Genomic DNA, 20,396 nt, shown 5'->3' with positions numbered 1-20,396 from the left:
GTCTGTGGCTCGCGGAGGCTCATCCCGCACCTGCGGGGCCCTGGCTGGACTGGAGGCGCGGCGGCTCCATCGCGGTACTGACCCACTCCTCGGCGGTTCACCAGGTGGCACGCACCTGGCGGATGATCCGGCGGCGCAGCCGTACCCTTCGGCTGCCGTTCCGGTGCAGCGTCAGTCGGTCCAACTCCCAGTGTCCGTACTCGGCGTGGTCGGTCAGCAGACGCGTCGCCTCCGCGCGGGAGACCCCGCGAGGCACATACACATCGACAAATTCGTATTCCGGCATCGCATCTATTGTGCGGGCACCGGCCCGGTACGGATAGCGTCTGCACTATGTCTGATGCTGCGCCGCCCACCGCTGACGAGGTACGTGCCGCCGCCGAGGCGGTCAAAGCCGCACTGGACCGCCACCTCGCGGCGGTCGAGAACCGCACGGGAGAGGACGACCCGGCCGTCTACGACGCGTTCAACGCCCTGGCCGTCGCGGCGGAGGCCTACGACGAACGCCTCTACGACCGCTATGACGAAGTCACCCCCTTCGAGATCCCCGGAGCCGATGAATCGCTCCCGGCGTACGGGGGCCCGGAGGAACCCAACGCCCTCAGTGTGCTGATCCGCCGCGACTACGCGGTGGTGGAGCCGGGGCGGCTGCTCTCCCAGGCCCGGCGCATCGCCGACCTCGATCCCGACGAGGACGCGCCGGAGCGCTCCCGGACCGCCGCCACCCGGGTGCACGCGGCGCTCGGTCTGGTCTTCGGCGAGTACGAACCGGACGAGATCGCCTCCCGGCACAAGGAATTCGGACTGGAGGAGGGCGACTCCACCCTCTGGGTCTCGGCCCTGGACGATCTCGCCGACCCGGGGGAGTGGCTCAGCGCGCCCTTCGAGACGGCCGACCCGCAGCGGGTGGTCATCCGCTTCGACGTCAGCTCCGTCTTCGACGAGGACGAGCTGGACGAGCTGGTGGAGGACGTGGAGGAGCTGGACGACGTCGACGAGCCGGAGCGCTGAGCACGGCACACCGACGGCCCGCCGCCCGGACCGGAAAGGTCCGGGCGGCGGGCCGTCCGCCGTCCCGTCCCTCACCCGGCGGGGGTGAGCAGCCCTTCGAGGAGGGGGCGCAGCCGGGTCGTCCGCTCCTGGGCGGGGATCTCCGCGACCGCGCGCGGCAGCGCCTGGTCCACCCCGCGCACCACGGACAGATGACGCTCGCCCCGGCCGAACGCCGTGTACACCCAGGGGCGGCTCAGGCCCCGCGCGGCATCCCCCGGAAGCACCACGACCGCCGCCGGCCAGCGCATCCCCGCCGCCTGGTGCGCGGTCAGCGCCCAGCCGTGCCGCAGCGCGGGCTCGACCCGCTCCCTGGGCACGGTCACCTCGGTCCCCTCGCAGTCCAGCCGCAGCCCCGCGGCGTCCGCCGAGACCACGGTGCCCGGCACGGTCCGGCCGGGCGCCGGGGTGTACGCCACCCGGTCGCCCGGGTCGAAGCCGCCGAACCGGCCAGGGCCGGGGTTCAGCCGCTGCTTCAGCGCCGCGTTGAGCGCGCGGGTGCCCGCGGAACCGCCATGGCCCACGGTGATCACCTGGGTCTGTTCGGTGGGCACCCCGATCGCCCGGGGCACCGAGTCGGCGACGAGCTGCACCGTGCGGTGCACGGCCTCGCCCGCGTCCCGTACCGGCACGATGACGACTTCCTTGCCGGGGGCCGCCACCCGGTTCAGCTCACCGATGCCGATGCCCGACACCAGCTCGCCGATCGGGCCGGGGTCCGGGGTCCGGGAGACCACCCCCGGGCAGACCCGGGCCGCCAGCAGATCCGCGAAGACCCGCCCGGCACCCGCCGAGCCCAGCTGGCCCGGGTCGCCGCTGAGCACCAGCCGCGAACCGTCCGGCAGCGACTCCACCAGCATCGCCGCGCTCTCCACATCGAGCAGCGGCCCGTCCAGCACCACCAGCAGATCGAGCGCGAGCGCGCCGTCCCCGTCCCGGCCGGGGCCCTCGGCGCCCGAGAGCAGCCCGGCCACCGTGACCGCCGACGGCCCGGCCGCCCGGCGGCTCCGGGAGCTGTGGACCGCGACGACGGTACGGAGCCCGAGCGCCGCGCCCGCCTCGGCGAGCGCGACCGGCTCGGCCCGGGCCGCCTCGCCGCCGGTGTGGGTCACCAGTCCGCTCGCGGCGACCGCCCGGACCAGTTCGGTGGGGTCCGCGGATGCCCACCGGTCGTCCGCGCCCGAACGGGCGAGCCGGGCCAGACCGTCCGCGAGGCTCTCCTCGGCCATCGCGTAGCGGTCGAGCCCCAGCAGCACCGGACCGCCCCCGGCGGCCGGCGCCTCGTCGGCCGGCTCCCCGGTGCCGGTCTCCCCGCCGGCTGCCTCCCCGGTCTCCTCCGCCTGTTCGGTCTCGTCCGTCTGTCCGGTCTCGCCGGTCTCGACGGGGCCGTCCTGGAACAGCAGGACGGCTCCGTCGGCCACCGCCTGCTCCAGCGCTCCGTCCGGGTCGGGCACCGAGCGCTCGGCCAGTGCGCCGCGCACCGACGACGACTCCAGCGCGGTGTGACCCCGCAGCGCCGCCTGCTCCAGGTGCCAGGCGACCAGCGCCGACGTCCGACGCTCGTCACCCGGGCCGCACTCGCCGCCGAGCAGCGCGCGGGCGAAGCCGTCGGCCTGTTCGGGCCGCACCCCGGGGACGGAGAGCAGCAGCCAGGGGTCCGCCCGCAGGGCCTGGGCGGCCTGCTCGCCGAGCGTCTCGGCCGCCGGGGCCGCCAGCGCCTCGGGCGCGCCGCCCTCGGCGAGCACTGCCCGTACCCCCGTGACGGTCTCCGGCGCGGTCGCCGGGCCGGAGACCGACTCCGGCGCGGCGGCGGGCGGGCGCACCGGCCGCGCCCTCTGCTCCGGGGGCGCGGCGGGCGCGGGGGTGCCCTGGAAGACGGTGGGCGGCTTCTCGCCGCTCTCGACCGCGCGCACCGCCGCGAGCAGCTCGGCCGCCGTGCCGCTGAGCTTGGCCCCGCTCGCCACCGGCCCGGACTTCTCGGCCTTCCGGCGCTCGATCCGTGCCCGTGTCTCGCGCTGCGCGGCGATCTCCGCCTCGGTCTCGCTCAGCGCGGCGGCGGCCACGCTCTCCTCCGCCGCGCTGTCCGAACCGCCGGAGCCGTCCCCGTCGGCTGCGTCGGCCCCGTGGGCCTCGCCGGTCGGGTTCTCCGCGCCGCTTCCGTGGGCCTCGCCGGTCCGGTCCTCCGTGCCCTCCGCGCCCCCTGTGCCCTCCGCGCCCCCTGTGCCCTCCGCGCCGGCCGGCGCGGACGCGCCGCTCCCGTCGGCCCCGTGCGCGCCCGCCTCCGGCGCGGTGCCATCGGCCGGGCCGGCCTCGCCCTCCCCGGGGGCCGGGGCGGCATCCGCGCCGCTCCCCGCCGCTCCGGGCGCGGCCGTCCCCGCGCCCGGGTCCGGTGCCGGCGGGGCCGCCGCCCCCTTTGTCCCCTCGGGCTCGCGGTCATCGGCGGCGGTGGCGGCCGGGGGTTCGGGGTTCGGCCCCCGGGAAGACGCGGTCACAGCGTGCTCCAGTCCTGATCGGGATAGCGGTGCACGGGCGCCGACACATCGTCCAGCGCCCGGCAGATCTCGTCCGGAAGCGTAAGCGCCTCCACTGACAGTGCCGCCATCAGCTGCTGCGCGTTGCGCGCGCCGATGACGGGGGCGACCACCCCGGGGCGGTCCCGCACCCAGGCCAGGGCCACCTGGAGCGGCGTCGTCGCCAGCCCGTCGGCCGCCGTCAGCACCGCGTCCACGATGCCGTCGGCCGTCTCGTCGAGATACGGCTCCACGAAGGGGCCCAGCAGCTCGGACGCGCCCCGGGAGCCCGACGGTGTGCCGTGCCGGTACTTGCCGGTGAGCACGCCCCGGCCCAGCGGCGACGACGGCAGCAGGCCGATCCCCAGATCGAGGGCGGCGGGCAGCACCTCCCGCTCCACCCCGCGCTGGAGGAGCGAGTACTCCATCTGTGTGCTGGCCAGACGGGTGCGCACCCCGGGCGCCGCCAGCTGCCAGGTCGCCGCCTTGGCCAGCTGCCAGCCGCAGAAGTTGGACACCCCCGCGTAGCGGGCCCGGCCGCTGCTCACCGCGATGTCGAGCGCCTGGAGGGTCTCGTCCAGCGGGGTCCGCGGATCGTAGGCGTGGACCTGCCAGAGGTCCACGTAGTCCGTGCCCAGCCGGGCCAGCGAGCCGTCCAGCGAGGCCAGCAGATGCCCGCGCGAGCCGTCGAACCGGCGGTCAGGGTCGGGCACACTGCCCGCCTTCGTCGCTATCACCAGATCCCGCCGCGGCACCAGCCGCTCCACCAACTGCCCCAGCAGATACTCCGCGTCCCCGCCCCCGTAGACATCGGCGGTGTCGACCAGGGTCCCTCCGGCCTCCCAGAACGCCTTGAGCTGATCCGCCGCGTCGTGCTCATCGGTGTCCCGGCCCCAGGTCAGGGTGCCGAGACCGATCCGGGACACGCGCAGGCCGGTGCGGCCGAGATGCCTCTGCTCCATGACCGCTGAGGTTACTGGCCAGGGGCCCGCGCCGAGAGGGCCTGTGGACAACCTCCGGCGGGGGCGGGGGCCCTGACGGATCGCGGTCACCCGCGCTAGAGTCCCCGGAACACGGACGTTACTGATCAGTAAGAGGGAGCGGTTATGCGGCTCGGCATCAACCTCGGCTACTGGGGCGCGGGGATGGACAGCGACAATCTCGCGGTCGCCCAGGAGGCCGACAGGCTCGGCTACGACGTCTGCTGGGCGGCGGAGGCGTACGGCTCCGACGCCCCCACCGTCCTGGCCTGGGTCGCCGCCCGGACGGAGCGGATCGACGTCGGCTCCGCGATCATGCAGATCCCGGCCCGCCAGCCCGCCATGACCGCGATGACCGCCGCCACCCTCGACTCCCTCTCCGGCGGACGCTTCCGGCTCGGCCTCGGCGTCTCGGGACCCCAGGTCTCCGAGGGCTGGTACGGGGTGAAGTTCGACAAGCCGCTCGCCCGCACCCGTGAGTACGTCGAGATCATCCGCCGTGCCATGACCCGGGAGCGCCTCTCCCACCAGGGCGAGCACTGGACCCTCCCGCTGCCGGACGGCCCCGGGAAGCCCCTGAAGCTCACCGTCCACCCCCAGCGCGAGCACATCCCCCTCTACATCGCCGCGATCGGCCCCAAGAACCTGGAGCAGACCGGTGAGATCGCCGACGGCGCGCTGCTGATCTTCCCCTCCGCCGAGCATCTGGAGTCCACCGCGATCCAGTATCTGCGCGCGGGCCGGGAGAAGGCCGGGAAGACCATGGAGGGCTTCGACGTCTGTCCCACCCTGCCGCTGGCCGTGGGCGAGGACACCGACGCGCTCGCGGATCTGTTCCGCCCGTACACCGCCCTCTACGTCGGCGGCATGGGCAGCCGCAAGCAGAACTTCTACAACCAGCTCGCGCGGCGCATGGGGTACGAGAAGGAGGCCACCGAGATCCAGGACAAGTACCTCGCCGGTGACAAGAAGGGCGCGGCGGCGGCCGTCCCCGGACGGCTGATCGACTCCACCACCCTCCTCGGCTCCGTCGAGCGGATCGCCGACCGGATGCGGGAGTACGCGGCGGCCGGGGTCACCACCCTCACCCTCGCCCCGGCCGGCTTCACCCTGGAGGAGCGCCTCACCGCACTGCGCGCGGGCACCGAGGCCCTGGAGCGCGCCGGGCTCGCCTGACCGCCCCCCGCCCCGGTCCGGCCCGTGCCCGCCCGCCGGCCCGGACCGGGGCCGTACCACCGCGAATGTCGCCCGTTCGGGGCGTTTGCGGGCCCCAGCTGTTGCCCCCACCCGTCCACCGCGTGTGACGCTGTCACCGGGGTGCCCTCAGGAGGTGGCAGTGATGCTCTCGGCCCGGAGCCTGTTCCAGGAAATCATCGACCACGACGACGCCTACCGGCTCTTCTGCTCCATCGCGGCCAGCGGCGAGTCCCAGGGCGGCTGGGAGAACGGCCGGATCGCCGCCCTGGTGCCCGAGGGCATGCGCGCTCTCGCACCGAGGATCAGCCGGCACGGGGCCGACGAGGACAAGCACGGCCGGATCTTCAACGCGCTGCTGCGCAAGCGCGGTCTCGAACCGGTCCCGGTCCCGCCCGAGGCGGACTACACCATGCTCCTGGAGCGCCAGGGCATCGGCCTCACCCACGAGAAGCTGCGCCGCGACGAACCCCTCACCGAGGAGGACATCGTCGTCTACCTCGCGCACAGCCGGGTCACCGAACAGCGCGCCGCCGACCAGATGGACATGCTGGTCCGGCACTTCGGCGACCACCCCGAGGTCGGCAAGGCCATCCGGATGATCGCCCATGACGAGGAGAACCACCTCGCCTACTGCCACGAGGAGCTGCTGAGCCTCGCCGCCGCCGGGCACGGCCGCACCATCCACCGCGTCCTGCGCCGGAGCGCCCTCGCCGAGATCCGGGTCTACCGCGAGGTGAGCCTCGCCGTCATGGACCACATGGGCCGGCTGCTGCACTGGCCCGCCGCCAAGTCCGCGCTCCTCGCCACCGGCATCCGGGGGCTCTACGGATACGAGCGGCTGGGCGGCTGGCACCGGATGATCTCGCTCGCCATGCCCGAGCGGCGCGGCGCCCTCGACGGCCCGCCGATCCCCGCGCACGCCTTCTGAGATCCCCGGCCGGCCGGGGATCTCAGAGCCAGCCCCGCCGCTTGAACAGCCGGAACAGGCCATAGACCGCGCCCACCATCACCACCAGAACGGCGGGATACCCCCCGACCCACCGCAGCTCCGGCATGTGCTCGAAGTTCATGCCGTAGATCCCCGCCACCATCGTCGGGACCGCCGCCATCGCCGCCCACGCCGAGATCTTGCGCATGTCGTCGTTCTGCCGCACCCCCTGCTGGGCCAGATGTGCCGCCAGGATGTCCGACAGCAGCCGGTCCAACGCGTCCACCTGCTCGTTCGCCCGGGTCAGATGGTCGCTGACATCGCGGAAGAACGGCTGTGACCGCTCACTGACGAACGGCACCCCGGCGCTCGCCAGCCGGGTCATCGGCCCCGCCAGCGGACCGGTCGCCCGCCGGAACTCCAGCAGCTGCCGCTTGAAGACATAGATCCGTGCCGCCGTCGGGGTGCGCGCCGGGCCAGGACTCGCCGACCCGCCGGGGGCGAAGACATCCGCCTCCATCTCCTCCAGGTCCACCTGGAGCTCCTCCGCCACCTCGATGTAGTGGTCGACCACCGCGTCACTGATCGCGTACAGCACCGCCGTCGGCCCGTGCGCCAGCACCTCGGGCTCGGCCTCCAGCCGGGTGCGCACGGCGGCCAGCGGCGCGCCCTCGCCGTGCCGGACGGTCACCACGAACGAGTCGCCGATGAAGAGCATCAGCTCTCCCGTGGAGACCGTGTCGCTCCGGGGCTCGTACACCACCGGTTTGAGGACCACGAACAGCGAGTCGTCGTACACCTCCAGCTTGGGGCGCTGATGGGCCCGCAGCGCGTCCTCCACCGCCAGCGGATGGAGCCCGAACTCCGACTTGACCAGCTCGAACTCCTCCTCTGTCGGCTCGTGCATCCCGATCCAGAGGAAGGCGTCACCGCGCTCCCTGGCCAGGGCGAGCGCGTCGGACAGGTCGCCTGGACCCTCGGTGCGGTGTCCGTCCCGGTAGATGGCGCAGTCCACGATCACAGCGCGCATTCTCCCGCCCGCGCCACCCCGGCGCACCCCAGGGCGTGCGGCGCCCTAGGCTTGCGGACATGGCCACGCTGATCCTGGTACGTCACGGACGCTCGACCGCCAACACCGCCGGGCTGCTCGCCGGCTGGACCCCGGGCGTGCACCTCGACGAGCGGGGCGCCCAGCAGGCCGCCTCGCTCCCCGGGCGCCTCGCGGGGGTGCCCCTCGCCGCCGTGGTCAGCAGCCCGCTGGAGCGGTGCGTACAGACGGTTCAGCCGCTGCTGGACGCCCGGCCGGGCCTCTCGCTCCGCACCGACGAGCGGATCGGCGAGTGCGACTACGGCGACTGGTCGGGCCGCAAGCTGGCGGAGCTGGCCGGCGAGCCGCTGATGGAGGTCGTCCAGCAGCACCCCTCGGCGGCGGCGTTCCCCGGCGGCGAGTCGATGCGGGCCATGCAGGCCCGCGCCGTGGACGCCGTGCGCGACTGGAACGCCCGGATCGACGCCGAGCACGGCGAGGACGCCGTCTACGCCATGTGTTCCCACGGGGACATCATCAAGTCGCTCATCGCCGACGCGCTCGGTATGCATCTCGATCTCTTCCAGCGAATCCATGTGGAACCGTGTTCCGTGACAGCGGTGCGTTACACCCGTACCCGCCCATTTCTTCTGCGTCTGGGCGACACCGGGGACCTCGCGTCGCTGGCCCCGCGCGGCGCTGGCGACCAGGGCGGCGAGGGGAACGCGGTCGTGGGCGGCGGCGCGGGCGCACCGTGATCGCCCGGCGCAGTAGGGTGGACGCGCCGAAACCCCGCAGGCCCGCCCAGGCCGTTTCCGGGTCTGTCGTTCCCGAGTCTGTCGTTCCCGAGTCTTGAGGGAGAGAGCGTGTCCCGTCAGGTGTTCCTCTACGACCCACCGGACCGGTTCGTGGCCGGTACGGTCGGGCTGCCTGGACGCCGTACGTTCTTCCTCCAGGCGTCGGCCGCAGGGCGTGTCACCAGCGTGGCGCTGGAGAAGACGCAGGTGGCAGCGCTCGCCGAGCGGATCGACGAGCTGCTCGACGAGGTCGTGCGCCGCACCGGCGGCAACGCCCCGGTGCCCGCCATGGCGCCCGCCGATGTCGCGGACACCGCCCCGCTCGACGCGCCGGTCGAGGAGGAGTTCCGGGTCGGCACCATGGCGCTGGCCTGGGACGGCGAGGAACAGCGCATGATCGTCGAGGCACAGGCGCTGGTCGAGCTGGAGGCGGACTCCGAGGAGGACCTCGCCGACGCCGAGGAGCGGCTCCTCCAGGACGAGGAGAACGGCCCGCCGATGCTGCGGGTCCGGCTGACCGGCGCCCAGGCGAGGGCCTTCGCCAAGCGCGCGCTGGACGTGGTGAACGCCGGCCGGCCGCCCTGCCCGCTGTGCAGCCTGCCGCTCGATCCGGAAGGACATGTATGCCCGCGCCAGAACGGATACCGACGGGGGGCGTGACCTCGCTGGACCTGCTCGCGCGGGGCGAGCTGACCGTGCGCGGCCGGGTCCGTGAGGCCTCCAACGCGGTGCTGTTCTGCTCCGTCTCGTACGAGGGGGAGGAGGCGTCCTGTGTCTACAAGCCGGTCGCCGGCGAGCGCCCCCTGTGGGACTTCCCCGACGGGACGCTCGCCCAGCGCGAGGTGGCGGCCTACGAGATCTCCGAGGCGCTCGGCTGGCATCTGGTGCCGCCCACGGTGCTGCGCGAGGGCCCCTACGGCGAGGGCATGGTCCAGCTCTGGATCGAGGCCGACCCCGCCGCCTCCCTGCTGGCGCTGGTGGAGGACGAGGAGCCGGGGGACGGCTGGAAAGCGGTCGGTCTCGCGGAGGTGGGGGAGGGGCGCACGGCGCTGCTGGTCCACGCCGACGACACCCGGCTGCGGAGGCTGGCGGTCCTCGACGCGGTGATCAACAACGGGGACCGCAAGGGCGGGCATCTGCTGCCCGCGCCGGACGGGGTGCTCTACGCCATCGACCACGGTGTCACCTTCCACGCGGACGACAAGCTGAGGACCCTGCTGTGGGGTTGGGCGGGGGAGCCTCTTCCGGAGGAGGCCCTGGCGGCCCTCGGGACGCTCTCCGGCGCCCTGGCGGACGGTGGCCCGCTCGTCACCCGGCTGGCCCAGTTGCTGACCCCCGCCGAAGTGGGGGCGGTACGGGCACGGGTGGCGGCCCTGCGGAGTGCCGGGGTCCACCCGGCGCCGTCCGGTGAGTGGCCGGCGATCCCCTGGCCTCCCGTCTGAGTCCGGGGCCGCCCGGGTGCGCCCGGGTCGTCCCGCCGGCCCCGGGTCGCCCGGCTTTCGCCGGTCGCTGTCCCCGGCCGCTGTCGCCGCGCGAGAGCACGGCGCGTGACGGAAGCGCGGGAAGTGCCGGGAGCGCGAGAAGCACGGAATCCGGCATTCCGAGCCCAGTCGCTGCTTCCCGCACATATACGTGTCACTCCGCAAGACCGCGTAACCGGCCAACCGGCGTGATCCGGTTCGTAAACGGATCAGTCATCCGGTTAGTCTCAAGGCATGCATGCCTGGCCCGCTTCTGAGGTCCCCGCCCTGCCCGGCAAGGGCCGCGACCTCCGGATCCACGACACCGCGACCGGTGGGTCCCTGACCCTCGACCCCGGTCCCGTCGCCCGTATCTATGTCTGCGGCATCACGCCGTACGACGCGACCCACATCGGTCACGCGGCGACCTACAACGCGTTCGACCTCGTTCAGCGCGTGTGGCTCGACACCAAGCGGCAGGTTCACTACGTCCAGAACGTCACCGACGTCGATGATCCGCTGCTGGAGCGCGCCATCCGCGACGGAGAGGACTGGACCTCGCTCGCCGAGCGCGAGACCGCCCTCTTCCGCGAGGACATGACCGCGCTGCGGATGCTGCCGCCGCGGCACTACATCGGCGCCGTCGAGGCGATACCCGGCATCGTCCCGCTCGTCGAGCGGCTCCGCGACGCCGGGGCCGCGTACGAACTCGACGGCGATGTCTACTTCTCGGTCGAGGCGGACCCGCGCTTCGGCGAGGTCTCCCATCTGGACGCCGAGGCCATGCGGCTGCTCTCCGCCGAGCGCGGCGGCGACCCCGAGCGGCCCGGCAAGAAGAACCCGCTCGACCCGATGCTGTGGATGGCCGCCCGCGACGGCGAGCCGGACTGGGACGGCGGCAGCCTCGGCCGCGGCCGGCCCGGCTGGCACATCGAGTGTGTGGCCATCGCCCTCGATCACCTCGGGATGGGTTTCGACATCCAGGGCGGCGGCTCGGACCTGATCTTCCCGCACCACGAGATGGGCGCGTCCCACGCCCAGGCGCTCACCGGTGAGCACCCCTTCGCCCGGGCGTACGTCCACGCCGGGATGGTCGCGCTCGACGGCGAGAAGATGTCCAAGTCGAAGGGCAATCTGGTCTTCGTCTCCACCCTGCGCCGCGAGGGCGTCGACCCGGCCGCCATCCGGCTCGCGCTGCTCTCCCGCCACTACCGGGCCGACTGGGAGTGGACCGACCAGGTGCTCCAGGAGGCCGTGGAGCGGCTCGAACGCTGGCGCGCGGCCGTCTCCCGGCCGGACGGTCCGTCCGCGGACACCCTGGTGGAGGAGGTCCGCTCGGCCCTCGCCGACGACCTCGACGCCCCGGCCGCACTCGCCGCCGTCGACCGCTGGGCCGAGCGGCAGAGCACCGGGGGCGGTACGGACGAGGGCGCGCCCGGTCTGGTCTCCCGCACCGTCGACGCGCTGCTGGGCGTGGCCCTCTGACGAGCTGACCGATGCCGGGCGGGGCGCCCCCGCCCGGCATGAGACGGACGGACGGCGGGGCGGTGTCCACCAGGACACCGCCCCGCCTTCACGCCTGCCACCGGGTCACTTCCCCGGAGAGCCCTGCCCTTCGCCTTCGCCGTCACTCCCGCTGCCGCTGCCGCCGCTGTCGCCGGTGCCGCTGCCGCTGTCGCAGCCGTCGCCGTTGCTGTCCTCCGGCTGAGCCGCCGCCCCGGGACCGGCCTTCGGGCCCCGACCGCGCCCCCGGCCCTTGACCGGGCCCGGCTCGGGAGCCGCCTCGGCCCCGGCCTCCCCACCGGACTCCTGCTCCCGCGTCTCCGGCTCCCGCGTCTCCTGCTCCCGTGCCTCCGGCTCCGGGCGCTGATCCGGACGCGGCGGTTTCGGCGGCCGGTTCAGCCCGCCCCCGGGGTCGCGCAGATACGCTCCCCCCTCACCGCCGTCGGTCGCGACCCCCGGGCCGGGGCCCGGACCCGGACCGCCGTCCCGGCGCCGCAGATAGCGCTCGAACTCCCGGGCGATGGCCTCGCCCGACGCCTCCGGCAGCTCCGCGGTGTCCCGTGCCTCCTCCAGCGTCTGGACGTACTCCGCCACCTCGCTGTCCTCGGCGGCCAGTTGATCGACCCCGAGCTGCCACGCACGGGCGTCCTCCGCCAGCTCTCCCAGCGGAATCCGCAGCCCGATCAGATCCTCCAGCCGGTTCAGCAGCGCCAGCGTCGCCTTGGGGTTGGGCGGCTGCGACACATAGTGCGGCACCGCCGCCCACAGACTCACCGCGGGCACCCCGGCGTGGGTGCACGCCTCCTGGAGAATCCCGACGATCCCGGTGGGACCCTCGTACCGGGTCTCCTCCAGGTCCATGGTTCTCGCCAGATCCGGGTCCGATGTGATGCCGCTCACCGGCACCGGCCGGGTGTGCGGGGTGTCCCCGAGCAGCGCGCCCAGGATCACCACCATCTCCACCCCCAGCTCATGGGCGAATCCGAGGATCTCATTGCAGAACGACCGCCAGCGCATGGACGGTTCTATGCCGCGCACCAACACCAGGTCACGTGGCTTCTCGCCGCCGACCCGGACCACGGAGAGCCGGGTCGTCGGCCAGATGATCTTCCGTACTCCGCCGTCCAGCCACACCGTGGGCCGATTGACCTGGAAGTCGTAGTAGTCCTCGGCGTCCAGCGCCGCGAACACCTCGCCCTTCCATTCCCGGTCCAGGTGTGCGACCGCGGTGGAGGCGGCGTCGCCGGCGTCGTTCCAGCCCTCGAACGCGGCCACCATGACCGGGTCGATCAGCTCGGGTACCCCCTCGAGCTCGATCACCCAGTGCCTCCTTCCGACGTTGCCTTTCGTACGCCCCAACCTTACGGCTTACGAGGTGTCCCACCGCAGCCCTCGTGCACGGGTGGGTGAACTTCGGCGAGACGCCCCCGGTCCGTATCGCTACCCCACTCGCGGGAGGATTCATCCGAGCTGTGCCCCACAACCTTCGCCACGACTCTGGACGCTGGTGCTCGGGCGGCGATATACATCGGATGACCGAGAGATCCGATGTCCTCTCTCCCGGGAGTGCGCCCATGGGACAGACCGTCACGGGGTTAGCGGTCCACGACATCCGCTTCCCCACATCGGAGCGGCTCGACGGCTCCGACGCCATGAACCCGGACCCCGACTACTCCGCCGCCTATGTGGTGCTGACGACCGACACCGGCACCGAGGGACACGGCCTCTGCTTCACCATCGGCCGGGGCAACGAGATCGCCACCGCCGCCGTCGCGGCGCTGCGTCCCCATGTCGTCGGGCGCCCCGCGCCCACCACCCCGGACCGGCTCGCCGCCCTCCACACCGCGTTGACACGGGACTCACAACTGCGCTGGCTCGGACCGGAGAAGGGGGTGACGCACATGGCGGCCGGGGCCGTCGTCAACGCGGCCTGGGACCTCGCGGCCCGCCACGCGGGGCTGCCCGTGTGGGAGTTCCTGGCCGCCATGACCCCCGAGGAGATCGTCTCCCAGGTCGACTTCCGCTATCTCACCGATGTGCTCAGCCGCGAGCGGGCGCTCGCTCTGCTGCGCGCCGCCGAACCCGGCCGCGCCGAGCGCGCCGCACGGCTCCGCGCGCGCGGCTACCCCGCGTACACCACCTCCCCCGGCTGGCTCGGCTACAGCGACGAGAAGCTGGTGGGGCTCGCCAGGGAAGCCGTCGCCGACGGCTTCGGCCAGATCAAACTGAAGGTCGGCGGGGACATCGACGACGACATCAGACGGCTGCGGCTGGCCCGCGCGGCCGTCGGGCCCGATATCCGTATCGCCGTCGACGCCAACCAGCGCTGGGACGTCGACGAGGCCGTGCGCTGGATGACCGCGCTCGCACCCGACCGGCCGTACTGGATCGAGGAGCCCACCAGCCCGGACGACATCCTCGGCCACGCCGCCGTCCGCGCGGGCCAGCCCGTGATGGTCGCCACCGGTGAGCACGCGGCCAACCGGGTCGTGGTCAAGCAGCTGCTCCAGGCCGGTGCGGTGGACTTCCTCCAGATCGACGCCGCCCGGGTCTGCGGGGTCAACGAGAATCTGGCGATCCTGCTGCTCGCCGCGGAGTACGGGGTCCCGGTCTGTCCGCACGCGGGCGGGGTGGGGCTGTGCGAGCTGGTGCAGCACCTCGCGATGTTCGACTACGTCGCCGTCTCCGGCAGCTGGGAGGACCGGGTCATCGAGTACGTCGACCATCTCCACGAGCACTTCACCGATCCGGTGGTCGTCTCGGACGGGCGCTACCGGGCCCCCACCGCCCCCGGGTTCTCCGCCCGGATGCGCCCCGGGTCGATCGCCGCCCACCGCTACCCGGACGGGCCCGTCTGGCGGGCCCGCCGCGCCGCCGGGGAGCCCGCCCCATGAGCGGCCCCGCGCCGGAAGCCGGCCGGGAGACCGGTGGCGAAGCCGTGTTCGACGGGATGAACGCGCTGGTCACCGGCGGTGCCTCCGGAATCGGCGCGGCCGTGGCCCGGCTGCTGCTGCGGCACGGCGCCCGGGTCGCGGTGCTCGACCGGGAGTGCGGGGGAGCGCCCCCGGGGGCGCTCGCCCTCACCGCCGATGTCACCGACGACGCAGCCGTGCGCTCGGCGGTCGACCGGGCCGCCGCCGCGTTCGGCGCCCTGCACACCGTGGTCTCCAACGCGGGCGTCGGCGCGGTGGGCACCGTCGCCGACAACCCCGACGACGAGTGGCGGCACGTCCTCGACGTCAACCTCCTCGGGATGGTCCGGGTCGCCCGGCACGCGCTGCCGCATCTGCGCGCCTCGGCGGCCGAGCGGCCCGGCGCCGTCTCCCTCACCCACACCTGCTCCATCGCCGCGACCGCCGGCCTGCCGCAGCGCGCGCTCTACAGCGCCAGCAAGGGCGCGGTGCTCTCGCTCACCCTGGCCATGGCCGCCGACCACGTCCGCGAGGGCATCCGGGTGAACTGTGTGAACCCGGGGACCGCCGACACCCCGTGGATCGGCCGGCTGCTCGACCGGGCGGCGGACCCGGCGGCCGAGCGCGCGGCCCTGGAGGCCCGCCAGCCCACCGGCCGGCTCGTGGCCGCCGACGAGGTCGCCGCCGCGATCTGCTATCTCGCCTCACCCGCGGCGGCGGCCGTCACCGGGACGGCGCTCGCGGTCGACGGCGGTATGCAGGGACTGCGGCTGCGCCCCGGCGGCTGAGCCGCGAGTCGACCGGCGCGGGCGGACCACCCCCGGGCGGCGGTCGTCACAGGACCGTGCGCAGCCACTGCTCCACGCTCGCCACATGCACGGTCGCCCACGAGCGGGCCGCCTCCGCGTCCCCGTCCCGCAGCGCGCCCAGGATGGCCCGGTGCTCCGCCAGCGTCCGGCTGACCGCGTCCCGCTGGGTCAGCCCGCGCCACACCCGGGCCCGGGTCGTCGGCCCGGAGAGCGAGTCCAGCAGGGAGCAGAGCACCGCGTTCCCCGCGCCCCGCACGATCCGCCGGTGGAACTCCAGGTCCGCGGCCACCAGCTCCGCCACGGACGGCCGCGGCCCCAGCGCGTCCAGCCCCGCCTCCAGCGCGTCCAGTTCGTCCGCGCCGATCCGCACCGCCGCCATCGCGGTCGCGGCCGGCTCCAGAATCCGGCGCACGGCGAGAAACTCCAGCACCGTGTCGTCGCGGTGGAAATCCACCACGAAGCTCAGCGCCTCCAGCAGCAGCTGGGGATCGAGACTCGTCACATAGGTGCCGTCACCCTGGCGGACGTCGAGAATCCGGATCAGCGAGAGCGCCCGGACCGCCTCCCGCAGCGAATTGCGGGACAGCCCCAGCGCGGCGGCGAGTTCGCTCTCCCGGGGCAGCCGCTCCCCGGGGCGCAGGGCACCCGAGACGATCATTTCCTTGATCTTCTCGATGGCTTCGTCGGTGACCGCCATACCGCCCCCTGCCCCCAGGAATCATCCGATGTCTGAGGGTACAACCGAGGGGCGGCCCCCGGACCGGGAACCGCCCCACGCACGGACCTCCGGGGCCCGTGATATGCCGTGCTACTTCCTGTCGCCCAGCAGATCCGTGACCCTGGCCCGGATCTCGTCCGTCGCGAGGCCCCGGATCGTCAGCGTCGTCCGGCGGCGCAGAACGTCGTCGGCCGTCTCGGCCCACTCGTGGTCCCGCGCGTACACGACCTGCGCCCAGATCTCCGGGGCGTCCGGGTGGACGCGCTCGGCCAGCGCCGGGTCGTCGTTGGCGAGGCGCGCGATGTCGAAGGCGAGCGAGCCGTAGTGGGTGGCGAGGTGGCGCGCGGTGTCCGCCGCCATCCTCGGCCCCGGCGTGCCGCCGTCGACGAGCAGCCGGTGGGCCACCGCGTCCGGGTTGGCTATCCCCGGCAGCGGCAGCTTCCTCGGCAGCGAGGACATGGGCTCCATGTCCTCGCCCAGCGGGTGCCCGGGCAGGGCGGCCAGCTTGTTCATCACCGTACGGCCGATGTGGCGGAAGGTCGTCCACTTGCCGCCGGCCACCGACAGCATCCCGCCGCGGCCCTCGGAGACCACCGTCTCCCGCTTCGCCTTCGAGGTGTCGCCGGGACCGCCCGGCAGCACCCGCAGGCCCGCGAAGGAGTAGGTGATCAGGTCCCGCGAGAGCTGCTGGTCCCGGATCGAGAACGCGGCCTCGTCCAGGATCTGCGCGGTGTCCTGCTCGGTCACCGCGACCTCGCCCGGGTCTCCCTCGAACTCCTCGTCCGTGGTGCCGAGCAGCAGCATGTCCTCCCAGGGGAGGGCGAAGGTGATGCGGTACTTGTCGATCGGGGTGGCCAGCGCGGCCTTCCACGGCGAGGTGCGCTTGAGCACCAGGTGCGCGCCCTTGGAGAGACGGATCGAAGGAGCCGCGTTCGGGTCCTCCATCCGGCGCAGGTGGTCCACCCACGGGCCGGTGGCGTTGAGCACCAGCCGGGCACTCATCCCGAACTCCGCACCGTCCGCGCGGTCCTTCAGCTCGGCGCCCGTCACCCGGCCCTTGGTGAACCGCAGCCCGGTCACCTCGGCGTGGTTGAGCACGGTCGCGCCCGCCTCGACGGCCGCGCGGACCGTCATCAGCGCCATCCGGGCGTCGTTCATCTGGTCGTCCCCGTACACGGCGACGGCCTTCAGGTTCTCGGTGCGCAGCTCCGGCACATCGCGCTGCGCCCTGGCCGCGCTGATGACATGGCCGACGCCGTCGCCGAAGGCGGAGAGCGCCGAGTACGCGAACACACCCGCGCCGAGCTTCGCGGCACCGTGCGGTCCGCCCTTGTACACCGGCAGATAGAAGGTGAGCGGGTTGGAGAGGTGGGGGGCCACCTCCCGGGAGACCGCGCGGCGCTCGAAGTGGTTCTCCGCCACCAGCTTCACCGCACCGGTCTGGAGGTAGCGCAGACCGCCGTGGAGCAGCTTGGAGGAGGCGGAGGAGGTGGCGCCGGCGAAGTCACCGGCGTCCACCAGGGCCACCCGCAGCCCGGACTGCGCCGCATGCCAGGCGGTGGAGATGCCCAGGATGCCGCCGCCGATGACCAGGAGGTCGTACGTCGCCTTGGAGAGCTGCTCCCGTGTCTCGGCACGGCTCGGGAGGGAGCCGGATGCCGGGTGCGTCCCGAGGGCCGGGACGCTCTGCGGGGTGGTCATGTCGGTTACTCCTCTTCCTCAAGCCAGCCCATGGTCCGCTCGACGGCCTTGAGCCAGTTCTTGTACTCGCGCTCACGCTGGTCGGCGTCCATGCGCGGGGTCCATTCCGCCGCCCGGCGCCAGTTGGCGCGCAGCGCGTCGGTGTCCGGCCAGAAGCCGACGGCCAGGCCGGCGGCGTAGGCGGCTCCGAGGCAGGTCGTCTCGGCGACCATCGGGCGCACGACCGGTGCGTCCAGGAAGTCCGAGAGCGTCTGCATCAGCAGATTGTTGGAGGTCATGCCGCCGTCGACCTTCAGCGATGTCAGCTCGACGCCGGAGTCCTTCGTCATGGCGTCGGTGATCTCGCGGGTCTGCCAGGCGGTGGCCTCCAGAACGGCGCGGGCGATGTGCGCCTTGGTGACATAGCGGGTGAGACCGGCGATCACCCCGCGGGCGTCGGAGCGCCAGTAGGGGGCGAAGAGGCCGGAGAACGCGGGGACGAAGTACGCGCCGCCGTTGTCCTCGACGGAACTCGCCAGGGTCTCGATCTCGGCCGCGGAGTTGATCAGGCCCATCTGGTCGCGCATCCACTGCACCAGCGAACCGGTGACCGCGATCGAGCCCTCCAGGGCGTAGACCGCCTTCTGGTCGCCGATGCGGTAGCCGACGGTCGTCAGCAGCCCGTTGTAGGAGTTGACGGGCGTCTCGGCGGTGTTCATCAGCATGAAGGTGCCGGTGCCGTACGTCGACTTGGCCTCGCCCTCCGCGAAACAGGTCTGGCCGAAGAGGGCCGCCTGCTGGTCGCCGAGGGCGGAGGCGACGGGGATGCCGTCGAGGATGCCGCCCTTGGCGTGGCCGTACACCTCGGAGGATGAGCGGATCTCGGGCAGCACCGCCGCCGGGACCTCCATGGAGGTGAGGATCTTCTCGTCCCACTTCAGGCTGTAGAGGTTCATCAGCATGGTGCGGGAGGCGTTGGTGACGTCGGTGACGTGCACTCCGCCGTCGGTTCCGCCGGTCAGGTTCCAGATGACCCAGGAGTCCATGGTGCCGAAGAGGATCTCGCCGCGCTCGGCGCGCTCGCGCAGACCGTCCACGTTGTCGAGCAGCCAGCGGACCTTGGGGCCCGCGAAGTAGCTCGCCAGCGGCAGCCCGGTCTCGCGGCGGAAGCGGTCCTGGCCGACGTTGCGGCCCAGCTCCTTGCAGAGCGCGTCGGTGCGGGTGTCCTGCCAGACGATGGCGTTGTGGACGGGCTCACCGGTCTTCTTGTCCCAGAGCAGCGTGGTCTCGCGCTGGTTGGTGATGCCGATCGCCTTGACGTCGGCGGCCGTGATGCCCGCCTTGTCGAGCGCCCCCGCCACGACCTCCTGGACGTTGGTCCAGATCTCGGTGGCGTTGTGCTCGACCCAGCCGGGCCTGGGGAAGATCTGCTCGTGCTCCTTCTGGTCGACCGAGACGATCCGGCCGTCCTTGTCGAAGACGATGCAGCGGCTGGAGGTGGTGCCCTGGTCGATGGCGGCGATGAACGGACCGTGCCCGTGGGAGGACGTCGCCGGGGTGTGTGTGTCGCTCACGGTGTGCTCCTGCTCTGGTCTGTGGGGATACGGCTGTACCTGTGCGGCATACGGTGCGCCGTCAGGCGAACGCGAGGTGATAGATACCCGCGGCGAGCGCTCCGCCGGCCATCGGGCCGACGATCGGAATCCAGGCGTAGCCCCAGTCGGAGCCGCCCTTGTTGGGCAGCGGCAGCAGGGCGTGGACGATACGGGGGCCCAGGTCACGGGCCGGGTTGATGGCGTAGCCGGTCGGGCCGCCCAGCGAGAGGCCGATACCGACCACGACGAAGGAGGTGATCAGACCGCCCAGGATGCTCAGGCCCTTGCCCTCGTCGTTGAGGCCCTGGGTGAGCACGGCGAGCACGAGCACGACGGTGCCCAGGATCTCCGTGGCGAGGTTCTGCCAGACGACGCGGACCTCGGGTCCGGTGGAGAAGATGCCGAGGACCGGGCCGGCCTTGTTGCCGCCGTGCGGGCCCTCGATCGCCTTGTCGGCCGGATCGCCGACGATCTCCGCGTCGGTGAGGTGCGCCTGGAACTGGCCGTAGTAGGCGACCCAGACCAGCGCGGCGCCGATCATCGCGCCGAGGAGCTGACCGGCGAGATAGACGCCGAAGTTGTCCCAGACCCCGTCCTTGAGCGCGATGCCGAGGGTCACCGCCGGGTTGAGGTGGGCACCGGAGAGCGGGCCGCTGATGTAGACGGCCGTCATCACCGCGAAGCCCCACGCGATGGTGATGGCCAGCCATCCGGCGCCGCGCGCCTTGGATTTCTTGAGGGTGACGGCGGCGACCACGCCGCCGCCGAGCAGGATCAGAACGGCTGTTCCGATGATCTCGCCGATAAAGATGTCGGAGCTGGACACCGCGACTCCTTTGTCCTTCGTCCAGGGGAAGGCGGACCCCGGGTCACTCCGGAGGTCCGCGCCCTCAGGTGAGGGCGTTGCCGGCCCTTGGCGCTTGTCACACTCTAACGGGTATCGCCGGTAGGTGTTCGACAATGCCGACCGATGAACGGCAGTTTTATCCCTGGCCAACATGGCGTCAAGGGTCGTTCGACCCCAGAGCCCGATCGTTACGATGATGCGCCAGCGCGCGGGGAACCGCCCGGCGCGGGGACGGCGCGGGGGACGGTCCGGCCCGGCGCGGGGGTACGGGGCGGTGGTGCCGGCCGGTCCGGGCGGGGTGGCGCGGGGGTGCGGCCCCCGGCCCGGTGCCGGGGTGAGGGCCGGTCCGGCGCGGGAGCGCGGACGGTCCGGCGCGGAGGTGG

The 20,396-nt window shown here is 73.0% G+C and carries 18 protein-coding genes; 9 read left to right on the top strand and 9 right to left on the bottom strand.

All coding sequences use genetic code 11. From position 1 onward, the window contains the following. Positions 1-97: 97 nt before the first annotated feature. Positions 98-286, bottom strand: a complete 189-nt coding sequence (locus tag ABT122_RS30380) for a DUF5703 family protein (protein ID WP_351558819.1) — start codon at positions 284-286, stop codon at positions 98-100. Between the two features lie 47 nt (positions 287-333). Between ABT122_RS30380 and ABT122_RS30375 the strand changes: the two genes are divergently transcribed. Beyond that, positions 334-1,011 carry a hypothetical protein gene (locus ABT122_RS30375; protein WP_351558817.1) on the top strand — a complete coding sequence of 226 codons (678 nt, stop codon included), beginning with the start codon at positions 334-336 and terminating at the stop codon, positions 1,009-1,011. A gap of 71 nt (positions 1,012-1,082) precedes the next feature. On the opposite strand, the gene ABT122_RS30370 is transcribed toward ABT122_RS30375, so the two are convergent. Then, complete coding sequence (locus tag ABT122_RS30370; protein WP_351558816.1) at positions 1,083-3,542, bottom strand: helix-hairpin-helix domain-containing protein; 2,460 nt, start codon at positions 3,540-3,542, stop codon at positions 1,083-1,085. After that, positions 3,539-4,522 (bottom strand): aldo/keto reductase, encoded by a 984-nt coding sequence (locus tag ABT122_RS30365; protein WP_351558814.1) that lies wholly within the window; start codon positions 4,520-4,522, stop codon positions 3,539-3,541. Before ABT122_RS30365 ends, ABT122_RS30370 begins: the two co-directional genes overlap by 4 nt. A gap of 144 nt (positions 4,523-4,666) precedes the next feature. On the opposite strand from ABT122_RS30365, the gene ABT122_RS30360 reads away from it, so the two are divergent. Both ABT122_RS30360 and ABT122_RS30355 read left to right on the top strand, forming a co-directional pair. Then, positions 4,667-5,716, top strand: a complete 1,050-nt coding sequence (locus ABT122_RS30360; RefSeq protein ID WP_351558812.1) for an LLM class F420-dependent oxidoreductase — start codon at positions 4,667-4,669, stop codon at positions 5,714-5,716. A gap of 163 nt (positions 5,717-5,879) precedes the next feature. Further along, on the top strand, positions 5,880-6,665 hold the full coding sequence (locus ABT122_RS30355) for a ferritin-like domain-containing protein (protein ID WP_351558810.1): 786 nt from the start codon (positions 5,880-5,882) through the stop codon (positions 6,663-6,665). Positions 6,666-6,687: 22 nt separating this feature from the next. On the opposite strand, the gene ABT122_RS30350 is transcribed toward ABT122_RS30355, so the two are convergent. Beyond that, entirely contained in the window at positions 6,688-7,695 is a 1,008-nt protein-coding gene (locus ABT122_RS30350; RefSeq protein WP_351558808.1) for a magnesium and cobalt transport protein CorA, read from the bottom strand. A gap of 59 nt (positions 7,696-7,754) precedes the next feature. On the opposite strand from ABT122_RS30350, the gene ABT122_RS30345 reads away from it, so the two are divergent. The 4 genes from ABT122_RS30345 (at position 7,755) to mshC (ending at position 11,434) form a co-directional block, all read left to right on the top strand. Further along, positions 7,755-8,450 carry a histidine phosphatase family protein gene (locus tag ABT122_RS30345; protein WP_351558806.1) on the top strand — a complete coding sequence of 232 codons (696 nt, stop codon included), beginning with the start codon at positions 7,755-7,757 and terminating at the stop codon, positions 8,448-8,450. 108 nt (positions 8,451-8,558) lie between these two features. Next, positions 8,559-9,149, top strand: a complete 591-nt coding sequence (locus tag ABT122_RS30340; RefSeq protein WP_351558804.1) for a DUF3090 domain-containing protein — start codon at positions 8,559-8,561, stop codon at positions 9,147-9,149. After that, positions 9,113-9,931, top strand: a complete 819-nt coding sequence (locus tag ABT122_RS30335; RefSeq protein ID WP_351558803.1) for an SCO1664 family protein — start codon at positions 9,113-9,115, stop codon at positions 9,929-9,931. Before ABT122_RS30340 ends, ABT122_RS30335 begins: the two co-directional genes overlap by 37 nt. A 273-nt stretch (positions 9,932-10,204) precedes the next feature. Then, entirely contained in the window at positions 10,205-11,434 is a 1,230-nt protein-coding gene (gene mshC, locus ABT122_RS30330; protein WP_351558801.1) for a cysteine--1-D-myo-inosityl 2-amino-2-deoxy-alpha-D-glucopyranoside ligase, read from the top strand. 105 nt (positions 11,435-11,539) lie between these two features. Here the strand turns inward: mshC and ABT122_RS30325 are convergent, their stop codons facing one another. After that, positions 11,540-12,772 (bottom strand): PAC2 family protein, encoded by a 1,233-nt coding sequence (locus ABT122_RS30325; protein WP_351558799.1) that lies wholly within the window; start codon positions 12,770-12,772, stop codon positions 11,540-11,542. Positions 12,773-13,026: 254 nt separating this feature from the next. Between ABT122_RS30325 and ABT122_RS30320 the strand changes: the two genes are divergently transcribed. Both ABT122_RS30320 and ABT122_RS30315 read left to right on the top strand, forming a co-directional pair. Continuing rightward, positions 13,027-14,346 (top strand): enolase C-terminal domain-like protein, encoded by a 1,320-nt coding sequence (locus ABT122_RS30320; protein ID WP_351558797.1) that lies wholly within the window; start codon positions 13,027-13,029, stop codon positions 14,344-14,346. Continuing rightward, positions 14,343-15,152 (top strand): SDR family NAD(P)-dependent oxidoreductase, encoded by an 810-nt coding sequence (locus ABT122_RS30315; protein WP_351558795.1) that lies wholly within the window; start codon positions 14,343-14,345, stop codon positions 15,150-15,152. The genes ABT122_RS30320 and ABT122_RS30315 overlap by 4 nt, the downstream gene beginning before the upstream one ends. Before the next feature lie 46 nt (positions 15,153-15,198). Here the strand turns inward: ABT122_RS30315 and ABT122_RS30310 are convergent, their stop codons facing one another. The 4 genes from ABT122_RS30310 to ABT122_RS30295 all read right to left on the bottom strand — a co-directional run bounded on the left by ABT122_RS30310 (position 15,199) and on the right by ABT122_RS30295 (position 19,992). Next, positions 15,199-15,870 carry a FadR/GntR family transcriptional regulator gene (locus tag ABT122_RS30310; RefSeq protein ID WP_351558793.1) on the bottom strand — a complete coding sequence of 224 codons (672 nt, stop codon included), beginning with the start codon at positions 15,868-15,870 and terminating at the stop codon, positions 15,199-15,201. Between the two features lie 111 nt (positions 15,871-15,981). After that, positions 15,982-17,592: a glycerol-3-phosphate dehydrogenase/oxidase gene (locus tag ABT122_RS30305; RefSeq protein ID WP_351558791.1), complete on the bottom strand. Its 1,611-nt coding sequence runs from the start codon at positions 17,590-17,592 to the stop codon at positions 15,982-15,984. A gap of 5 nt (positions 17,593-17,597) precedes the next feature. Then, entirely contained in the window at positions 17,598-19,145 is a 1,548-nt protein-coding gene (glpK, locus tag ABT122_RS30300; protein ID WP_351558789.1) for a glycerol kinase GlpK, read from the bottom strand. 61 nt (positions 19,146-19,206) lie between these two features. Further along, entirely contained in the window at positions 19,207-19,992 is a 786-nt protein-coding gene (locus ABT122_RS30295) for an MIP/aquaporin family protein (protein WP_351558788.1), read from the bottom strand. Between the last annotated feature and the right edge of the window lie 404 nt (positions 19,993-20,396).

Origin of the sequence: Streptomyces sp. NPDC001985 (assembly GCF_040296845.1) — a bacterium.
Lineage (GTDB): Bacteria > Actinomycetota > Actinomycetes > Streptomycetales > Streptomycetaceae > Streptomyces.
The sequence above is the reverse complement of the archived record's forward strand: the minus strand, read 5'-3'. Positions and strand labels throughout refer to the sequence as shown.